General features: G+C 51.2%; 15 protein-coding genes and 1 pseudogene. 7 read left to right on the top strand and 9 right to left on the bottom strand.

What is annotated here, in order from left to right; genetic code table 11:
• Positions 1–13: 13 nt before the first annotated feature.
• Entirely contained in the window at positions 14–202 is a 189-nt protein-coding gene (gene ymcF / locus AC1VYI_RS11905) for a cold shock small protein YmcF (protein WP_023311998.1), read from the bottom strand.
• Positions 203–593: 391 nt separating this feature from the next.
• Here ymcF and AC1VYI_RS11900 point away from each other — a divergent pair, with 391 nt between their 5' ends.
• From AC1VYI_RS11900 to hslJ, 4 genes are all read left to right on the top strand, one after another.
• Positions 594–1,994: a cytochrome ubiquinol oxidase subunit I gene (locus AC1VYI_RS11900; RefSeq protein ID WP_045400073.1), complete on the top strand. Its 1,401-nt coding sequence runs from the start codon at positions 594–596 to the stop codon at positions 1,992–1,994.
• Positions 1,994–3,004: a cytochrome d ubiquinol oxidase subunit II gene (gene cydB, locus AC1VYI_RS11895; RefSeq protein WP_023312000.1), complete on the top strand. Its 1,011-nt coding sequence runs from the start codon at positions 1,994–1,996 to the stop codon at positions 3,002–3,004. Before AC1VYI_RS11900 ends, cydB begins: the two co-directional genes overlap by 1 nt.
• Positions 3,004–3,132 carry a DUF2474 domain-containing protein gene (locus AC1VYI_RS11890; protein ID WP_008501283.1) on the top strand — a complete coding sequence of 43 codons (129 nt, stop codon included), beginning with the start codon at positions 3,004–3,006 and terminating at the stop codon, positions 3,130–3,132. The genes cydB and AC1VYI_RS11890 overlap by 1 nt, the downstream gene beginning before the upstream one ends.
• 128 nt (positions 3,133–3,260) lie before the next feature.
• The gene (gene hslJ / locus AC1VYI_RS11885) at positions 3,261–3,698 is read left to right on the top strand and encodes a heat shock protein HslJ (protein WP_023312002.1); all 438 of its coding nucleotides are present in this window, start codon (positions 3,261–3,263) and stop codon (positions 3,696–3,698) included.
• On the opposite strand, the gene AC1VYI_RS11880 is transcribed toward hslJ, so the two are convergent.
• Positions 3,699–3,965 carry a putative hemolysin gene (locus tag AC1VYI_RS11880; RefSeq protein WP_023312003.1) on the bottom strand — a complete coding sequence of 89 codons (267 nt, stop codon included), beginning with the start codon at positions 3,963–3,965 and terminating at the stop codon, positions 3,699–3,701.
• Between the two features lie 271 nt (positions 3,966–4,236).
• Between AC1VYI_RS11880 and nifJ the strand changes: the two genes are divergently transcribed.
• The 3 genes and pseudogenes from nifJ (at position 4,237) to AC1VYI_RS11865 (ending at position 9,535) form a co-directional block, all read left to right on the top strand.
• Complete coding sequence (gene nifJ, locus AC1VYI_RS11875; RefSeq protein ID WP_134866132.1) at positions 4,237–7,761, top strand: pyruvate:ferredoxin (flavodoxin) oxidoreductase; 3,525 nt, start codon at positions 4,237–4,239, stop codon at positions 7,759–7,761.
• Positions 7,762–8,150: 389 nt separating this feature from the next.
• Positions 8,151–9,260 (top strand): annotated as a pseudogene (ompC, locus tag AC1VYI_RS11870) (porin OmpC).
• A 149-nt stretch (positions 9,261–9,409) separates the two neighbouring features.
• Positions 9,410–9,535 (top strand): hypothetical protein, encoded by a 126-nt coding sequence (locus tag AC1VYI_RS11865; protein WP_258755365.1) that lies wholly within the window; start codon positions 9,410–9,412, stop codon positions 9,533–9,535.
• A 64-nt stretch (positions 9,536–9,599) separates the two neighbouring features.
• Here AC1VYI_RS11865 and AC1VYI_RS11860 read toward each other — a convergent pair whose 3' ends face one another.
• The 7 genes from AC1VYI_RS11860 to AC1VYI_RS11830 all read right to left on the bottom strand — a co-directional run bounded on the left by AC1VYI_RS11860 (position 9,600) and on the right by AC1VYI_RS11830 (position 14,711).
• The gene (locus AC1VYI_RS11860; RefSeq protein WP_223239581.1) at positions 9,600–9,677 is read right to left on the bottom strand and encodes a hypothetical protein; all 78 of its coding nucleotides are present in this window, start codon (positions 9,675–9,677) and stop codon (positions 9,600–9,602) included.
• 68 nt (positions 9,678–9,745) lie between these two features.
• Positions 9,746–10,168 carry a GFA family protein gene (locus tag AC1VYI_RS11855; protein WP_023312006.1) on the bottom strand — a complete coding sequence of 141 codons (423 nt, stop codon included), beginning with the start codon at positions 10,166–10,168 and terminating at the stop codon, positions 9,746–9,748.
• 3 nt (positions 10,169–10,171) lie between these two features.
• The gene (locus AC1VYI_RS11850; RefSeq protein WP_023312007.1) at positions 10,172–10,369 is read right to left on the bottom strand and encodes a hypothetical protein; all 198 of its coding nucleotides are present in this window, start codon (positions 10,367–10,369) and stop codon (positions 10,172–10,174) included.
• A 90-nt stretch (positions 10,370–10,459) separates the two neighbouring features.
• The gene (locus AC1VYI_RS11845) at positions 10,460–11,491 is read right to left on the bottom strand and encodes a methyltransferase (protein WP_226483864.1); all 1,032 of its coding nucleotides are present in this window, start codon (positions 11,489–11,491) and stop codon (positions 10,460–10,462) included.
• Positions 11,492–11,752: 261 nt separating this feature from the next.
• Positions 11,753–12,202 carry a hypothetical protein gene (locus AC1VYI_RS11840; RefSeq protein WP_134866131.1) on the bottom strand — a complete coding sequence of 150 codons (450 nt, stop codon included), beginning with the start codon at positions 12,200–12,202 and terminating at the stop codon, positions 11,753–11,755.
• Between the two features lie 143 nt (positions 12,203–12,345).
• The gene (locus tag AC1VYI_RS11835) at positions 12,346–12,690 is read right to left on the bottom strand and encodes a DUF1294 domain-containing protein (protein WP_134866130.1); all 345 of its coding nucleotides are present in this window, start codon (positions 12,688–12,690) and stop codon (positions 12,346–12,348) included.
• Between the two features lie 497 nt (positions 12,691–13,187).
• Positions 13,188–14,711, bottom strand: coding sequence for an EAL domain-containing protein (locus AC1VYI_RS11830; protein ID WP_226483876.1), 1,524 nt, complete (start codon positions 14,709–14,711; stop codon positions 13,188–13,190).
• Positions 14,712–15,069: the final 358 nt, after the last annotated feature.

The raw sequence follows: 15,069 nt of genomic DNA, 5'->3' as shown, positions 1-15,069 counted from the left end.
TTCTTGAAACGAATTACTTACGGTACTCGGTAATGTGGCTTTGCGCCTGGCGCGCGGCGGCCAGGTGATCGAGCGTAATCATCGACGATTTGCAAAAGATGCATTTCGCGCCGAGTGGGTTTTTCTCGGACATATCAAAGACTGAGGTACGGTACTGCGAGCCATGACAGCATGGGCAGCGGAAATGAATATAAGAAGTCATAGGATTCTCCTGTGAACGTAAAAACGTAAATTACTAATGGGCCGATTGGGCAATAATGGTTTTAAACAAAACGAATCGGAAAGTAGATAAAGACCCAAGAGAGGCTGCGGAGAGGCACAACGTGATGAGAACTGCTTTATAAAACTACGTCAGATATTTATTTGGACTCAAAACCAGAGGGTCATTAACGCACGGCGCAGACGACAAGGCAAGCAGTTTTATGCGTAAAATTCATAAAAAGACGGTTTTTATACCTCACGCGAGGTATATCAGATGGTTAAAGCATGAGTTTTAAGCCAACTGTTATGGTTAAAAATCACTTTTCTGCGTCTGATAGTCCGAACGTTGCCCCTATACCATAACAGCACACCGTTTGACATTGAGGCTGTGCATGTTTGGTTTAGATGCTTTTCACCTTGCACGGATACAGTTTGCCTTTACCGTATCCTTTCACATTATTTTCCCAGCGATCACCATCGGCCTGGCAAGCTATCTTGCCGTACTCGAAGGGCTGTGGCTGAAAACCAAAAATCCGGTCTGGCGTTCGCTGTACCATTTCTGGTCAAAGATTTTTGCCGTCAACTTTGGCATGGGCGTGGTCTCCGGGCTGGTGATGGCCTACCAGTTCGGCACCAACTGGAGCGGATTTTCACAGTTTGCGGGCAGCATTACCGGCCCGCTGCTGACGTATGAAGTGCTGACCGCCTTCTTCCTCGAAGCCGGGTTCCTCGGCGTGATGCTGTTCGGCTGGAACAAGGTCGGGCCGGGACTGCACTTCTTCTCCACCTGCATGGTGGCGTTGGGCACCATTATCTCCACCTTCTGGATCCTCTCGTCGAACAGCTGGATGCAGACCCCGCAGGGCTATGAGATCGTCAACGGTCAGGTCGTGCCGGTGGACTGGTTCGCCGTGGTGTTTAACCCCTCCTTCCCTTACCGCCTGCTGCATATGTCGATAGCCGCATTCCTGAGCAGCGCCCTGTTTGTGGGCGCATCCGCGGCATGGCATCTGCTGCGCGGGAATAATACCCCTGCCATACGGGCAATGTTTTCGATGGCGCTGTGGATGACGCTGATTGTCGCCCCCATCCAGGCCATGGTTGGCGATATGCACGGGTTGAACACCTTAAAGCACCAGCCCGCCAAGATTGCCGCCATTGAAGGCCACTGGGAAAATCCGCCGGGTGAGCCTACCCCGCTACTGCTGTTTGGCTGGCCGGATATGGAACAGGAGCGCACCCGCTTTGGGCTGGAGATCCCGGCGCTGGGGAGTCTTATCCTGACGCACAGTCTGGATAAACAGGTTCCGGCCCTCAAAGAGTTTCCGAAGGAAGACCGTCCGAATTCCACCATCGTCTTCTGGTCATTCCGCATTATGGCGGGCCTGGGCATGCTGATGCTGCTGCTCGGGGTAACGGCACTCTGGCTGCGCTACAAAAAACGCGTGTATTCGTCGCGCCCCTTCCTGTGGTTTGCGCTGCTGATGGGGCCAACCGGGCTGATTGCCATCCTGGCCGGGTGGATCACCACCGAAGTGGGCCGCCAGCCGTGGGTGGTCTACGGACTCCAGCGAACGAAGGATGCGGTATCTGCCCACGGTGACCTGCATATGAGCGTGAGCCTGCTGGCCTTCTTCGTCGTCTATACCTCGGTATTCGGCGTGGGTTACAGCTATATGGTGCGCCTCATCCGAAAAGGCCCGCAGCCGCATGAATCTTTCGCCACCGAGTCCGACGGACGTCCGGCGCGCCCGCTTTCTGCCGTCACAACTGAACATAAGGAGCAGCCATAATGGGTATCGATCTTTCCATTATCTGGTTTGTCATCATCGTCTTCGCCACGCTGATGTATATCGTGATGGACGGTTTTGATCTGGGGATCGGTATTCTGTTCCCGGCCACGCAGAACGCCGACGATCGCGACGTGATGGTCAACAGCGTCGCGCCGGTCTGGGACGGAAATGAAACCTGGCTGGTGCTTGGCGGTGCCGCCCTGTTCGGCGCATTCCCGCTGGCCTATGCGGTGATCGTTGATGCCCTGACCATTCCGCTAACATTAATGCTGATCGGACTTATTTTCCGCGGGGTGGCATTTGAGTTTCGCTTTAAAGCCACGCCGGCCCACCGCCCCTTCTGGGATAAGGCGTTTATTGGCGGTTCCATTCTGGCAACGTTCACCCAGGGCGTGACGGTAGGCGCCGTTATTAACGGCTTTACCGTCACCGGCCGGGCCTATACCGGCGGCCCCTTTGACTGGTTTACCGCGTTTAACCTGTTTTGCGGCGCGGGGCTGGTGGTGGCTTATGCGCTGTTAGGCTCTACCTGGCTGGTGATGAAAAGCGAAAACGCGCTGCAGGAGCAGATGCGTGAGGTGTCGAAAACGCTGTTAATCGTGCTGCTGGCGTTTATTGCGGCGATCAGCCTCTGGACGCCGCTGGCGCAACCGGCCATCGCCGCGCGCTGGTTCACGCTGCCGAATCTGTTTTACCTGCTGCCGGTCCCCGCTCTGGTGGTGATTTTTAGCCTGTACCAGTGGCGCTGCCTGAATAATCCCGCCAGCCATAGCCGTCCGTTTATCCTGACGCTGGGGCTGATATTCCTCGGCTTTAGCGGGCTTGGGATCAGCATCTGGCCGCATATTATTCCACCGTCGATCACCCTGTGGCAGGCCGCCGCCCCGACGCAAAGCCAGGGCTTTATGCTGGTGGGCGCGCTGTTGATCATTCCCGTTATTCTGGTCTACACCTTCTGGAGCTACTACGTGTTTCGCGGCAAAGTTCAGCATGGGGAGGGTTATCACTGATGCAACAACCGGTATGGAAAAGATTACTGTGGCTGGCCATTATCTGGGGCGGCAGCGTACTGGCGCTGGCTGCTGTCAGTATGCTCTTCCGCATGCTAATGACGGCGGCAGGATTTAAATCGCATTAACGTCATTCCGGGCAACCGCTGCGTTGCCCGGTACTTCTCCCCGCACTTTCAGATAAACCCCATTAACGCACGGCAGAGTATCGTTACACTGGAAAAAGATTCACGGTATTTATAGTTTGAGAAGAAAAATGAAAAAGCTCATTGCGTTAAGCGTTATTAGTTTTGTCCTTACCGGCTGCGTTAATCCGGGTAAAGCCTCCGTACAGCCGGAGCAACTTAAAAACCACCGCTTTGTGCTGGAAAACGTAAACGGTAAGGCCGTGAAGACCGCGACAACGCAACCTGAGATCGGTTTTAGCGCGCTGCCAGATATCAGCCTGGTTAATAACATCAGCGTTTCTGGCCAGATGTGTAACCGCTTCAACGGACAGGGGAAATTGTCCGAAGGCGAGCTTAAGGTTAAAACGCTCGCCATGACGCGCAAGCTCTGTACCGAGCCGCAGCTGAATGAGCTGGATCAGGCCATCGGCGACATGCTGCGCAAAGGGGCGCAGGTCGACCTGACTGAGGACCAGTTAACGCTGGCGACAGCCGATAAAACGCTGATGTTTAAGCGTGTAGAATAATCAGTAGTTACCGCAGCTTCCAACGGCAAGCGACTGTTCGCTACAGCGTTTGCCGTTTGGCAAGGCGCACATCCCAATAGCAGAACCATCAAGCTGGCGGGCGACAGACAGCGAACCGCCAATCATCGCGCAGTTGGCCTGACCTGAACTGGACATTGCCGCTTTCATTCCCGGCGCCACGTGGGCTGCCGTTGCCTGCTGGACTGGCTCACTGCTACATGCCGACAACAATAACGCGGCACACCCTACCCAAAATGCTGAACGCATGCTCTCTCCCCCATGAATAATGCGAAACCTATGCATAATAGGCATCACATCCCGTGTCGTCGAGAGCGGAAGTGCGTATTTATGCGCTTCAGAAACAATTTCTCGCAATTTTTTCGCTAAAAGTTTGATCTACTCATTGATGGCAAGAATACCAAGGACACAAAAGCGAAAATCGTAAAATCCCCCGTTTGCTAGAATACACAGATAATATTCAGGGTTTGTTGCCGTAATACAGACCCCTATTTTTTGCGCAATGTAAGGGTGTTGTCCTATGCAAACTATTGACGGTAATGGTGCAGTTGCCTCAGTCGCGTTTCGCACCAGTGAAGTTATCGCCATCTACCCGATTACGCCAAGTTCTACCATGGCCGAGCAGGCGGATGCCTGGGCGGGTAACGGGTTAAAAAACGTCTGGGGCGATGTCCCGAGAGTGGTTGAGATGCAGTCCGAAGCCGGTGCGATTGCCACGGTACACGGCGCCCTTCAGACCGGCGCGCTTTCCACGTCGTTTACCTCCTCACAGGGATTGCTGTTAATGATCCCTACGCTTTACAAACTCGCCGGTCAGCTGACGCCATTCGTTCTGCACGTTGCCGCGCGTACCGTTGCCACCCACGCGCTCTCTATCTTTGGCGACCACTCCGACGTGATGGCCGTGCGCCAGACCGGCTGCGCGATGCTGTGCGCCAGCAGCGTTCAGGAAGCCCAGGACTTTGCCTTAATTTCGCATATCGCCACGCTCAAAAGCCGCGTGCCGTTTATTCACTTCTTTGATGGTTTCCGCACCTCTCACGAAATTAATAAAATCGTCCCGCTGGCCGACGATACTATCCTGAATCTGCTACCGCAGGCGGAAATCGACGCGCATCGCGCCCGGGCTCTTAATCCTGAACACCCGGTTATTCGCGGGACATCGGCGAACCCGGATACCTATTTCCAGTCCCGCGAGGCCACGAACTCCTGGTACAACGCGGTTTACGACCATGTTGAACAGGCAATGAATGACTTTGCCGCCGCAACCGGCCGGGAGTACAAACCGTTTGAGTACTACGGACATCCGCAGGCGGAACGGGTGATCGTGCTGATGGGGTCAGCCATTGGTACCTGTGAAGAGGTGGTTGACGAGCTGCTGACGCGCGGCGAAAAAGTTGGCGTGCTTAAGGTGCGTCTCTATCGTCCGTTCTCGGCTAAACATCTGCTTTCGGCTCTCCCTGAAAGCGCCCGCGCTGTGGCGGTGCTCGACCGTACCAAAGAGCCGGGCGCGCAGGCGGAACCCCTCTATCTGGACGTAATGACCGCCCTGGCAGAAGCCTTTAATCAGGGCGAACGTGAAACGCTGCCGCGCGTTATCGGGGGGCGCTATGGTTTGTCCTCCAAGGAGTTTGGGCCGGACTGCGTGCTGGCGGTATTCAACGAGTTAAGCGAAGCGAAACCCAGGCCGCGCTTTACCGTCGGCATTTATGATGATGTGACCAACCTGTCCCTGTCGCTGCCGGAAAATACCCTGCCCTCGACCGCCAAACTTGAGGCGCTGTTCTATGGTCTGGGCAGCGACGGCAGCGTCTCCGCGACCAAAAACAACATTAAAATCATCGGCAACTCAACGCCGTGGTACGCCCAGGGATACTTCGTCTACGACTCCAAAAAAGCAGGCGGCCTGACCGTTTCCCACCTGCGCGTGAGCGAACAGCCCATCCGCTCCGCGTATCTTATTTCTCAGGCTGATTTTGTTGGCTGCCACCAGCTGCAGTTTATCGATAAATACCAGATGGCCGAGCGCCTGAAGCCCGGCGGTATTTTCCTCCTCAATACGCCGTACGGCGCAGACGAAGTCTGGGGGCGCCTGCCGCAGGAAGTTCAGGCGGTGCTGAACCAGAAAAAAGCCCGTTTCTACGTGGTCAACGCCGCAAAAATTGCCCGCGAATGTGGCCTGGCTGCGCGTATTAATACCGTTATGCAGATGGCCTTCTTCCATCTGACCAACATCCTGCCGGGCGACAGCGCGCTGGCGGAACTGCAGGGCGCGATTGCCAAAAGCTACAGCAGCAAGGGCCAGGAGCTGGTCGAACGCAACTGGCAGGCGCTGGCGCTGGCACGCGAATCGTTGTTTGAGGTTCCGCTGCAGCCGGTGAATGCGACAAGCCCGAACCGCCCTCCGGTGGTGTCCGATGCGGCGCCTGATTTCGTTAAGACCGTGACGGCGGCGATGCTGGCCGGTCTGGGCGATGCCCTGCCCGTCTCTGCGCTACCGCCGGATGGTACCTGGCCGATGGGCACCACGCGCTGGGAAAAACGCAACATTGCCGAAGCGATCCCCATCTGGAAAGAAGAGCTGTGTACCCAGTGCAACCACTGCGTTGCGGCCTGCCCGCACTCTGCCATTCGAGCCAAAGTGGTATCACCGGAAGAGATGGAAGCCGCGCCGGCCAGCCTGCATTCGCTGGATGTGAAATCTCGCGATATGCGCGGACAGAAATACGTTCTGCAGGTCGCGCCGGAAGATTGCACCGGCTGTAACCTGTGCGTCGAGGTCTGTCCGGCGAAAGACAGGCAGGATCCGGAGATCAAAGCCATCAATATGATGTCGCGTCTGGAGCACGTTGAAGAGGAGAAGGTCAACTATGACTTCTTCCTGAATTTGCCGGAAATCGATCGCAGCAAACTGGAACGTATTGATATTCGTACGTCACAGCTGATTACGCCGCTGTTTGAGTACTCTGGCGCCTGCTCCGGCTGCGGTGAAACGCCGTATATCAAGCTGCTTACCCAGCTGTACGGTGATCGGATGCTGATTGCCAACGCTACCGGCTGTTCGTCCATCTACGGGGGCAATTTGCCTTCTACGCCGTACACCACCGACGCGAATGGGCGCGGTCCGGCGTGGGCAAACTCGCTGTTCGAGGACAACGCCGAATTCGGCCTGGGCTTCCGCCTGACAGTCGACCAGCACCGCGCGCGCGTGATGCGCCTGCTGGAGCAGTTTGCCGGACAGATCCCCGCGGAGCTCAATGACGCGCTTCACGCGGACGCGACGCCAGAAGAACGTCGTGAGCAGGTTGCTGAGCTGCGCCGCGCGCTGCAGGGGGTGACGGGGGCTGAACAGCTGCTGACCGACGCTGACGCCCTGGTCGAAAAATCAATCTGGCTGATTGGCGGCGACGGCTGGGCTTACGATATCGGCTTTGGCGGGCTGGATCACGTGTTGAGCCTGACCGAAAACGTCAACATCCTGGTTCTGGATACGCAGTGTTATTCCAACACCGGCGGCCAGGCGTCGAAAGCCACGCCGTTAGGCGCGGTAACGAAATTCGGCGAACACGGTAAACGCAAGGCGCGCAAAGATCTCGGCGTGAGCATGATGATGTACGGTCACGTTTACGTCGCGCAAATCTCGCTGGGTGCCCAGCTTAACCAGACGGTGAAAGCGATTCAGGAAGCGGAAGCGTATCCTGGCCCGTCGCTGATCATTGCCTACAGCCCTTGTGAAGAGCATGGCTACGATCTGGCCCTCAGCCACGACCAGATGCGTCAGCTGACAGCGACCGGCTTCTGGCCGCTTTACCGGTTCGACCCGCGTCGTGCTGACGAGGGTAAATTACCGCTGGCGCTGGATTCGCGTCCGCCTTCGGACGCACTGGCCGAGACGTTAATGCAGGAACAGCGATTCCGTCGCCTTAACGCCCAGCAGCCGGAAGTGGCTGAACAGCTCTGGAAAGATGCCGCTGCTGATCTGCAAAAACGCTATGACTTCCTGGCGCAGATGGCGGGTAAAGCCGAAAAACCGACCAGCGACTAGTTACCCTGCCCGGCTTGTCCGGGCATTTTTTTGCCATAAAAAAAGCCCGGCGTATTCACACCGGGCGAATCCAGATAATCATTGAATATCTATTTAGTTTCCTTAATAGCATTCACGTTAATTATGGATGAATCATCTTACAGGCATATAACGCCGGCTAGATTAGCTTAATTAACGCCTGATTTATAATTTAAATTTAATATAGTTACTTTTAAATCATTCATCAAACCAATGACCATTTCCGCCGTTTTATTCGGTTTAGATTTTACTTAGTTCGTAACAATTATATTTTATTACTCTTACACGGGAGTGATTTAGCATGAGACAACTTTCTCATTTTGAAAGTTCAACAGGTAATTAAATAAAAACAACTGCAAAGGAATATCACAATGCAAAGAAAAGTACTGGCTCTGATGATTCCGGCTCTGTTAATGGCTGGTTCTGCACATGCAGCAGAAATTTATAATAAAGACGGTAACAAATTAGATCTGTATGGAAAAGTAGATGGTCTGCACTACTTTTCCGATAACAAAGGTGCTGACGGCGATCAAACCTATATGCGTCTGGGTTTCAAAGGTGAAACCCAGATCAACAACACAATGACCGGCTATGCGCAGTGGGAATACAACATTCAGGCTAATAACACGGAAGGGTCTGATAATCAGTCCTGGACCCGTCTGGCCTTCGCCGGTGTAAAAGTGGGTGACTAAGGCTCCTTCGATTACGGTCGTAACTACGGTGTCCTGTACGACGTGGAAGGCTGGACCGATATGCTGCCTGAGTTCGGTGGCGACTCCTACACCAAAGCCGACAACTTCATGACCGGCCGCGCCAACGGTGTGGCAACCTACCGTAACACCGACTTCTATGGTCTGGTGCAGGGCCTGAACTTTGCGCTGCAGTACCAGGGCAAAAATGAAGACGCCAGCAACAACCAGGAAGGCACCAACAACGGTCGCGACACGCGTCACGAGAATGGTGATGGCTTTGGTATCTCCACAACCTATGACTTCGGCATGGGAATTACTGCAGGGGCCGCGTATACCTCTTCTGACCGCACCAACGAGCAGGTCATGAATACCACAGCGGGTGGAGAAAAGGCTGATGCATGGACGGCGGGTCTGAAGTATGACGCCAATAACATCTATCTGGCGGCAATGTATTCTGAAACCCGCAATATGACACCGTATGGTGATAATACCGACGCCGTGGCGAACAAAACCCAGAACTTCGAAGTGACCGCGCAGTACCAGTTCGACTTCGGCCTGCGTCCGTCCCTTTCCTACCTGCAGTCGAAAGGTAAGGACCTGGGCAACGGCCAGGGCGACCAGGATCTGGTTAAATACGCTGACGTAGGGGTCACCTATTACTTCAACAAAAACATGTCCACCTACGTTGATTACAAAATCAACCTGCTGGATGAAGATGACAGCTTCTACAAAGACAACGGCATCAGCACCGATGATGTTGTAGCGTTAGGCCTGGTTTACCAGTTCTGATGGTCAGAGCCCGCATAATCATGCGGGCTCGCTTGTTTTTTTGAAGTTCGTCACAATAGACAGCTTAAGAAAGGGGTTGGTTGAGGGAAAGTTGAAAGTAAGCTGGTTAAACTGCGGTGATAGCCCTTTTATCACTAAGGATAACAACGTTGTTTGCTCGTGTATCCCTTGCCGTACTTACCCTTTTAGCATTGCTGTGGATGGCGTTAATTTTTGATTTTGGTGATATCGTCGGGCATCTCGGCGCGCTGTTAAACCATCTGGATGGCAGTTAACAGGGTTGCCTGGGAAATAAAAAGCCACCAGCAGTGCCGGTGGCGGGTAAACGCGTATGTCGCGTTATTTTTTCACAGGTTGAGGCTTTTTATCACCTGATTCAGGGGCCTCACGCGGATCGTCTTTTTCAACACAGAGCATAGTTTCTCCTGTTTCAGTTACCCACTGCCTACTATAGCCGGAGGAGTAAAAGAGTGGCCAGGCGGCAATCATGCCTGCTCTTCACCTTTCTCGCGAAAAGAAAGATATCCAAATACCCCACTTTCCCCATCCATGGGATGGTTAACGCCGTCCATCACCTTCACCTCTGGAAAATCAAAAGGTGAAACGTTTTCAAAACAGGCGACATTAACGCCATATTCGTTTGGGTTAGAACGTCGCTGATGGAACGTGTAAATCCCGCACACCGAGCAGAAGAAATGCCGTGCCGTTCCCGTGTTAAAGCGGTACTCGGTGAGCTTATCTTCACCTTTGGTCACCTTAATGCCTGACAACGGCGCAGAAACGACGACCGCGCCCCGCATACGACAAAAGGAACAGCTGCAGCGCCGGGCGGTGTTCAGCCCATCGGTAAGCTCAACGGTGAACGCCACCGCGCCGCAATGGCACTTCGCATTTCGTCTTTCAGACATGGGCTATACCCCTTTTCTCACCAGCTCGGCAGCCTTAACGAAAACCTCATCTTCTACGCCATCGCCTTTTTGCCTGCCGAGCCTGACCAGTTCATCGACAATGCTGTTGCGATGGATCGGTTTTTGCGCTGAAACCAGCCCAATAACGGCGGCCCCAATCGCCAGCCCCACTAATCCGGTTTGTTCATCTTTGTTTTTCATATTCATGCTCCTGGTACAACAAACAAGCGTAGCAGGAATACGGTAAAACGAAATGCCGGACAGATGCTCTGTGATTGTTATTTAAACAGTTCAGAGAGGTACGACTTCCAGAATCGACAGATACGAACGGGTGTCTATTATTTTGTTCAGCTTCAGATTGCTCTGTTCAAACAAGGCCTGATACTCAGACTCTGTTCGTGCTCGTCCTCCATCAAAGCTTGTTAACAGAAGAAGGTCAATTTCAAATCGTCCCTGTTCATTATTTTCTTTTTTAATAAGCGGTTCAAAAATTAATAAGCGGGAGTTATCTTTCATTGCATTTCTGCAGCACTGAAGTATCTGTACCGCCTTCTCATCAGGCCAGTCCATGAGGATATACTTAAGCAGATAAATGTCCGCTGCAGGACAGGCTTCAAAAAAGCTCCCATTAACGGTTTCCCATCGACGATTATCATTTAACAGGTGCAGTCGATTTCGCTCAAGCATATCTTTTTGATCAAAAAGGATCCCCGTCAGGGTCGGATTTCGACGTAAAACAGCCAGCAATAAGTTACCCAGCCCGCCGGCGATATCGGCAACCACGGCGTTTTGCGGGAACGAATAGCTATCTGCGATGATTTCATTTTCTACGGATGACATAGAGGCCATACCCGCATGAAAAACGTTGCTGTCAGTCATCGTGTCGTCATGCTGCCAGTATTCGTAAAAAGGCTTGCCAAACAAATCATTAAAAACAGGTTTGCCGTGCAATATCTCATCCATTTTAGCCGCTGGCTGCCAGAATGTTGGGTCTGTCAGCATGAGCACCGCCGCACGCAAGGAAAATTCATGCTCAGAACAGAGGAATTGCGCTGAATGGCTAAGACTGTATTCAGCCTCAGATAATTCGTTGAAAACTCCACGAGAGGACAATAAGCGCATGATTCGATGAAGATAGTTAACGTCTACATTCAACTCCTTCGCCAGTTGCTTGACGGATTTTTTTCCTTCAACCAGACGATCTGCGACGCCTAATACCGCGACGGCTCGAAGTGCTGCCTGCCAGACAAAACCCATGCTTTGCTCTAACAGACACATTCCTTCTTTACGGCTTAGTAAATCCAGACTATTACGTTGCGACATTTTCTGCTCCTTACCAGTAAAGATGTGTTGAACAACTAAAACGCCGCTAGCAAGCGTAAGTCTGGTAATGAGCTTTATCCATAACGTCAGAAAGGATTATTTATGCGGTTTTGTACCGTTTAGCATACAGTCCGTTTAAATACGTAAAAAACCAAGGCCACTTACCTTTAATATTTAATAGTAATGCATTACAACTATTAACTTAAAAATGATTGCGTTACATCCTAAAAAAATGCCTGTCGTAATACAGGCATTTCATAGTTAGAATCTCGGCGCCAGTCCATATTTTGGCGTTTTGATATTTGCCGCCCAAATTTTGATATCGTTTTGCAGGAGAATAGTGAAATCAGATCTCAGGTGCATCACCATGCCATTGACGCTTTCCGCGTCCACCACTGAAAAATGTTCAATTCTGTTTTTCCCTATCTGGACACAATTATATTTTGCGGGCAGCACTTTACCGTTCACATTAAGCGGCAGATTATTCTCACCACAGCTGCCTTCAGTAATATAAGATACCAGTAAATTAGCGGATTTTCTCCCAGGCTGGGAGACGCTCACCATGACAGGGAAACCTTCCGATGTCTGTGTCATATCATAAAGGACCGCATTTTTTATATACCAGGTATTATATTCCCGCTCCTGAAAAGCAGACCAGGAAGGCGCAGAAAAGAGCACCAGCACTGCCAGGATAAGAGATTCTATTTTCATGGGGTGTTGTCGTCCGTGTTGTTGCACGTATTATTCAGATTGTGCAAAAAACAGCAACCACTTAAGAATAGTCCTACTACTATTGGCAGTGATGAAGGAATGAATTAAAGATATGCCTTACCGTCAACGGTCCCTGCCAACGCTCATAAAAGAGAATAAGAAGAAAAATGATAAACGGCCGCCATCATGGCGATGCTGACGACGACGCTGATGAAAAAGTAGCTTTTGAAGGGCTGCTTTTCGGTTTTATGGCGAAAGAGCTGTTGGCCGACAATGGCGCCAGGCCAGCCACCTGTCACGCCAAATACCAGCAATGTCGCTTCCGGAACCCTGCGCATCCCCTTCCTCGCCGCCATTTTATCGGCGCCATACATGACCAACGTCATCACGTTGATCGCCAGAAACCACATGAACAGAGGATGGGTGGTAAGAAGGCTGCCGATCGCAGCGAAAATCAGAAGTAAATAACAAAAGCGATTAAGGGTCATAGCACCAGTCACGGGGTGTTTAGCAGTTTTGGATGACGCATTATACGCTAGCTGACGAAAATCTCAGAGTGAGACGGCTATTCTAAAAGCAAACTGCGCCCCGGGCCTTTACTGGTTAACATTTAAACTGCGGTAATAAGTAAGCATTATTTCATTTTGCTTTAGCGGCCAGCATTTTTTTCTTAAAAAATTAACCTGAAACATCTTACGTCGAAAACACAGCGTAAGCGCATTGTTTTAACAAAACAACAAGTATTGCATCCATTAATCTTAAGAGGGGTGCGACAATATTGACTAGAATCAACTTAAACGTTAGGCAGCTAATATTCAAGTTCGCCCATCCGCTTCATATTTTCAAAAACAATGTTGAAAACAATTAATTTGACCATTCGGTCAATGCATAACAAAATATTGTCGTGGTTAAAGCAATAATGGTCTGCATTTTTTGGGGGATGATGTCCCCCCTTTTTATTTTCTCAGAAACAACTAAACAAACATTATTCCACCCTGATCTTAACTTTTGGCTTCGACAAGAGAACTTTGACCAGTTCCTTGAAAGGAAGAGGTTTGTAAAAGAAATACCCCTGTAAAAACCGGATATGATTGCGTGTGAGGTAATCGAGCTGCTCTTCTGTTTCAACGCCTTCCGCCACGATGCTAATTGAGAGTTTTTTGGCCAACTCCAGTACCGAATCAAGGATTAGCGTTGAGTCCTCATTCGCGTTAACCCTGGCAACAAAGCTCTGGTCGATTTTAATGTAATCAATATGCAGATCCTGCAAATAGGACAGGCCGGAATAACCCGTACCAAAGTCATCCAGCGCAATGGCAAATCCATTGTTATGTAACTCATTCAATGTATTAACGAGATGTGCATCAATGTCGAGTGGTTCACGCTCCGTCACTTCAACGACAAGGTTAAGATCCTGTTGAGTAAAGCTGCGCTTGTAGTGGAGACACTCTTCAACAAAGGTGGACGCAACGATATGAGAAGCGCTGAAGTTAATCCCTACGTGAAACCCTTCAGGCAGCAATGTCGCAATAGCATTCATGTGTATTGCAACCTGCCTCATTAAGCTCTGAGTCAAAGGAATAATTAAACCGGATTTCTCAGCAAGAGGAATGAAGGATGCGGGAGAAATAAACCCTGATTGAGGATGCTTCCATCTGGCCAGCACTTCCACACCCCGTAAGGTTCCCTCTTTGCCGCTCACAACGGGTTGGTAATACGGAATAATTTCATTTCTGTAAATGGCGATGCGCAGTGACTCTTCGGGTGAGACATCCTTAGAAATATAGCGTTGAAGAATATAAGCAGAGAGAGACGATATTATCAGCAGGAATAGCACCACGCCTCCGGCTCGATTGAATAATCTCTTAAGGCTAAAAAGAGGTGGAGAGTTAAATTGAACCGAGAATGGATAACCAGAGGCTTTTACCGTTAATAGCTGTTTCTTCGTAGGGTCTGCCGTCGTAACATCGCCTGTCAGGCCTAAAAGGTTATTGCCTACTCTCAGGGAATATTCAACGCCATTTAATGGCATATCCAGCGCATCACGGATATGGCTATCGCTGATGCTAACGATGATTCGGCTTCCGGCGTGAATTGTCTGGTATAAGAGAACCGGAAGACCGTTGACGGTACTGGCCGAAGGGACGAGGAGCAATGATGACTCAGGCAGGATTGAGCTGTTGACCAACAATACGCGGTTTCCCGGTAACGAGGAGCACCAGACCGCATCATTTTTCAGAATAACGATCGTTCTCAGGTGAGGCTGTAATGCCGCCTCGGTGCCCAGCCGATATTGCCCTTCAGCATCACACTCATTCTCGGCAAGTTGCATTGCCATCTCAGTCGCATGACGAGCTTCTTTAAGAATAACATTCATGTTCCGCACGACGTAGTGCGCCTCTGCCAGGCTATCAGCCCGTGCAGAATACCAGACCTGTAAATTGATGATAAAAACGCCGAGCAAGAACATTGTTGTGGCTGCAGCTACGGGGATAGATGCATGGCGCATTTAGGCTTCTCGATTTAAGTGAAGTAGCCGCTTCAACGATGGTGAAGTGATTGAATTGTCATTGTCTTAAGCATGGTCGATAACGTAATAATTGCCATGCCAGGCGTCAGAAATATTCTTGCCAGCCAGATTGAGGGGAAACAAAAGGCCGCCGAACGGCAGCCCTGGTGGATAAGTGTCTATTAATATCGCTTTATTGTATTGATCGGGGTTCTTTCTGACCAGTCTGGTCTTTCGCCGGCCATGATTGCACGCTGTTGCGTTGGCGTCACAGACTGGGTTATTTCAGGCATTGACTTGTATTCGGGTTGTTTAGGTGGACTGAGAACCAGATCGGAGCTACAGCCTGACAGCAGGA

It is taken from the genome of Enterobacter sp. QK-SA4, assembly GCF_056856775.1.
The sequence above is the reverse complement of the archived record's forward strand: the minus strand, read 5'-3'. Positions and strand labels throughout refer to the sequence as shown.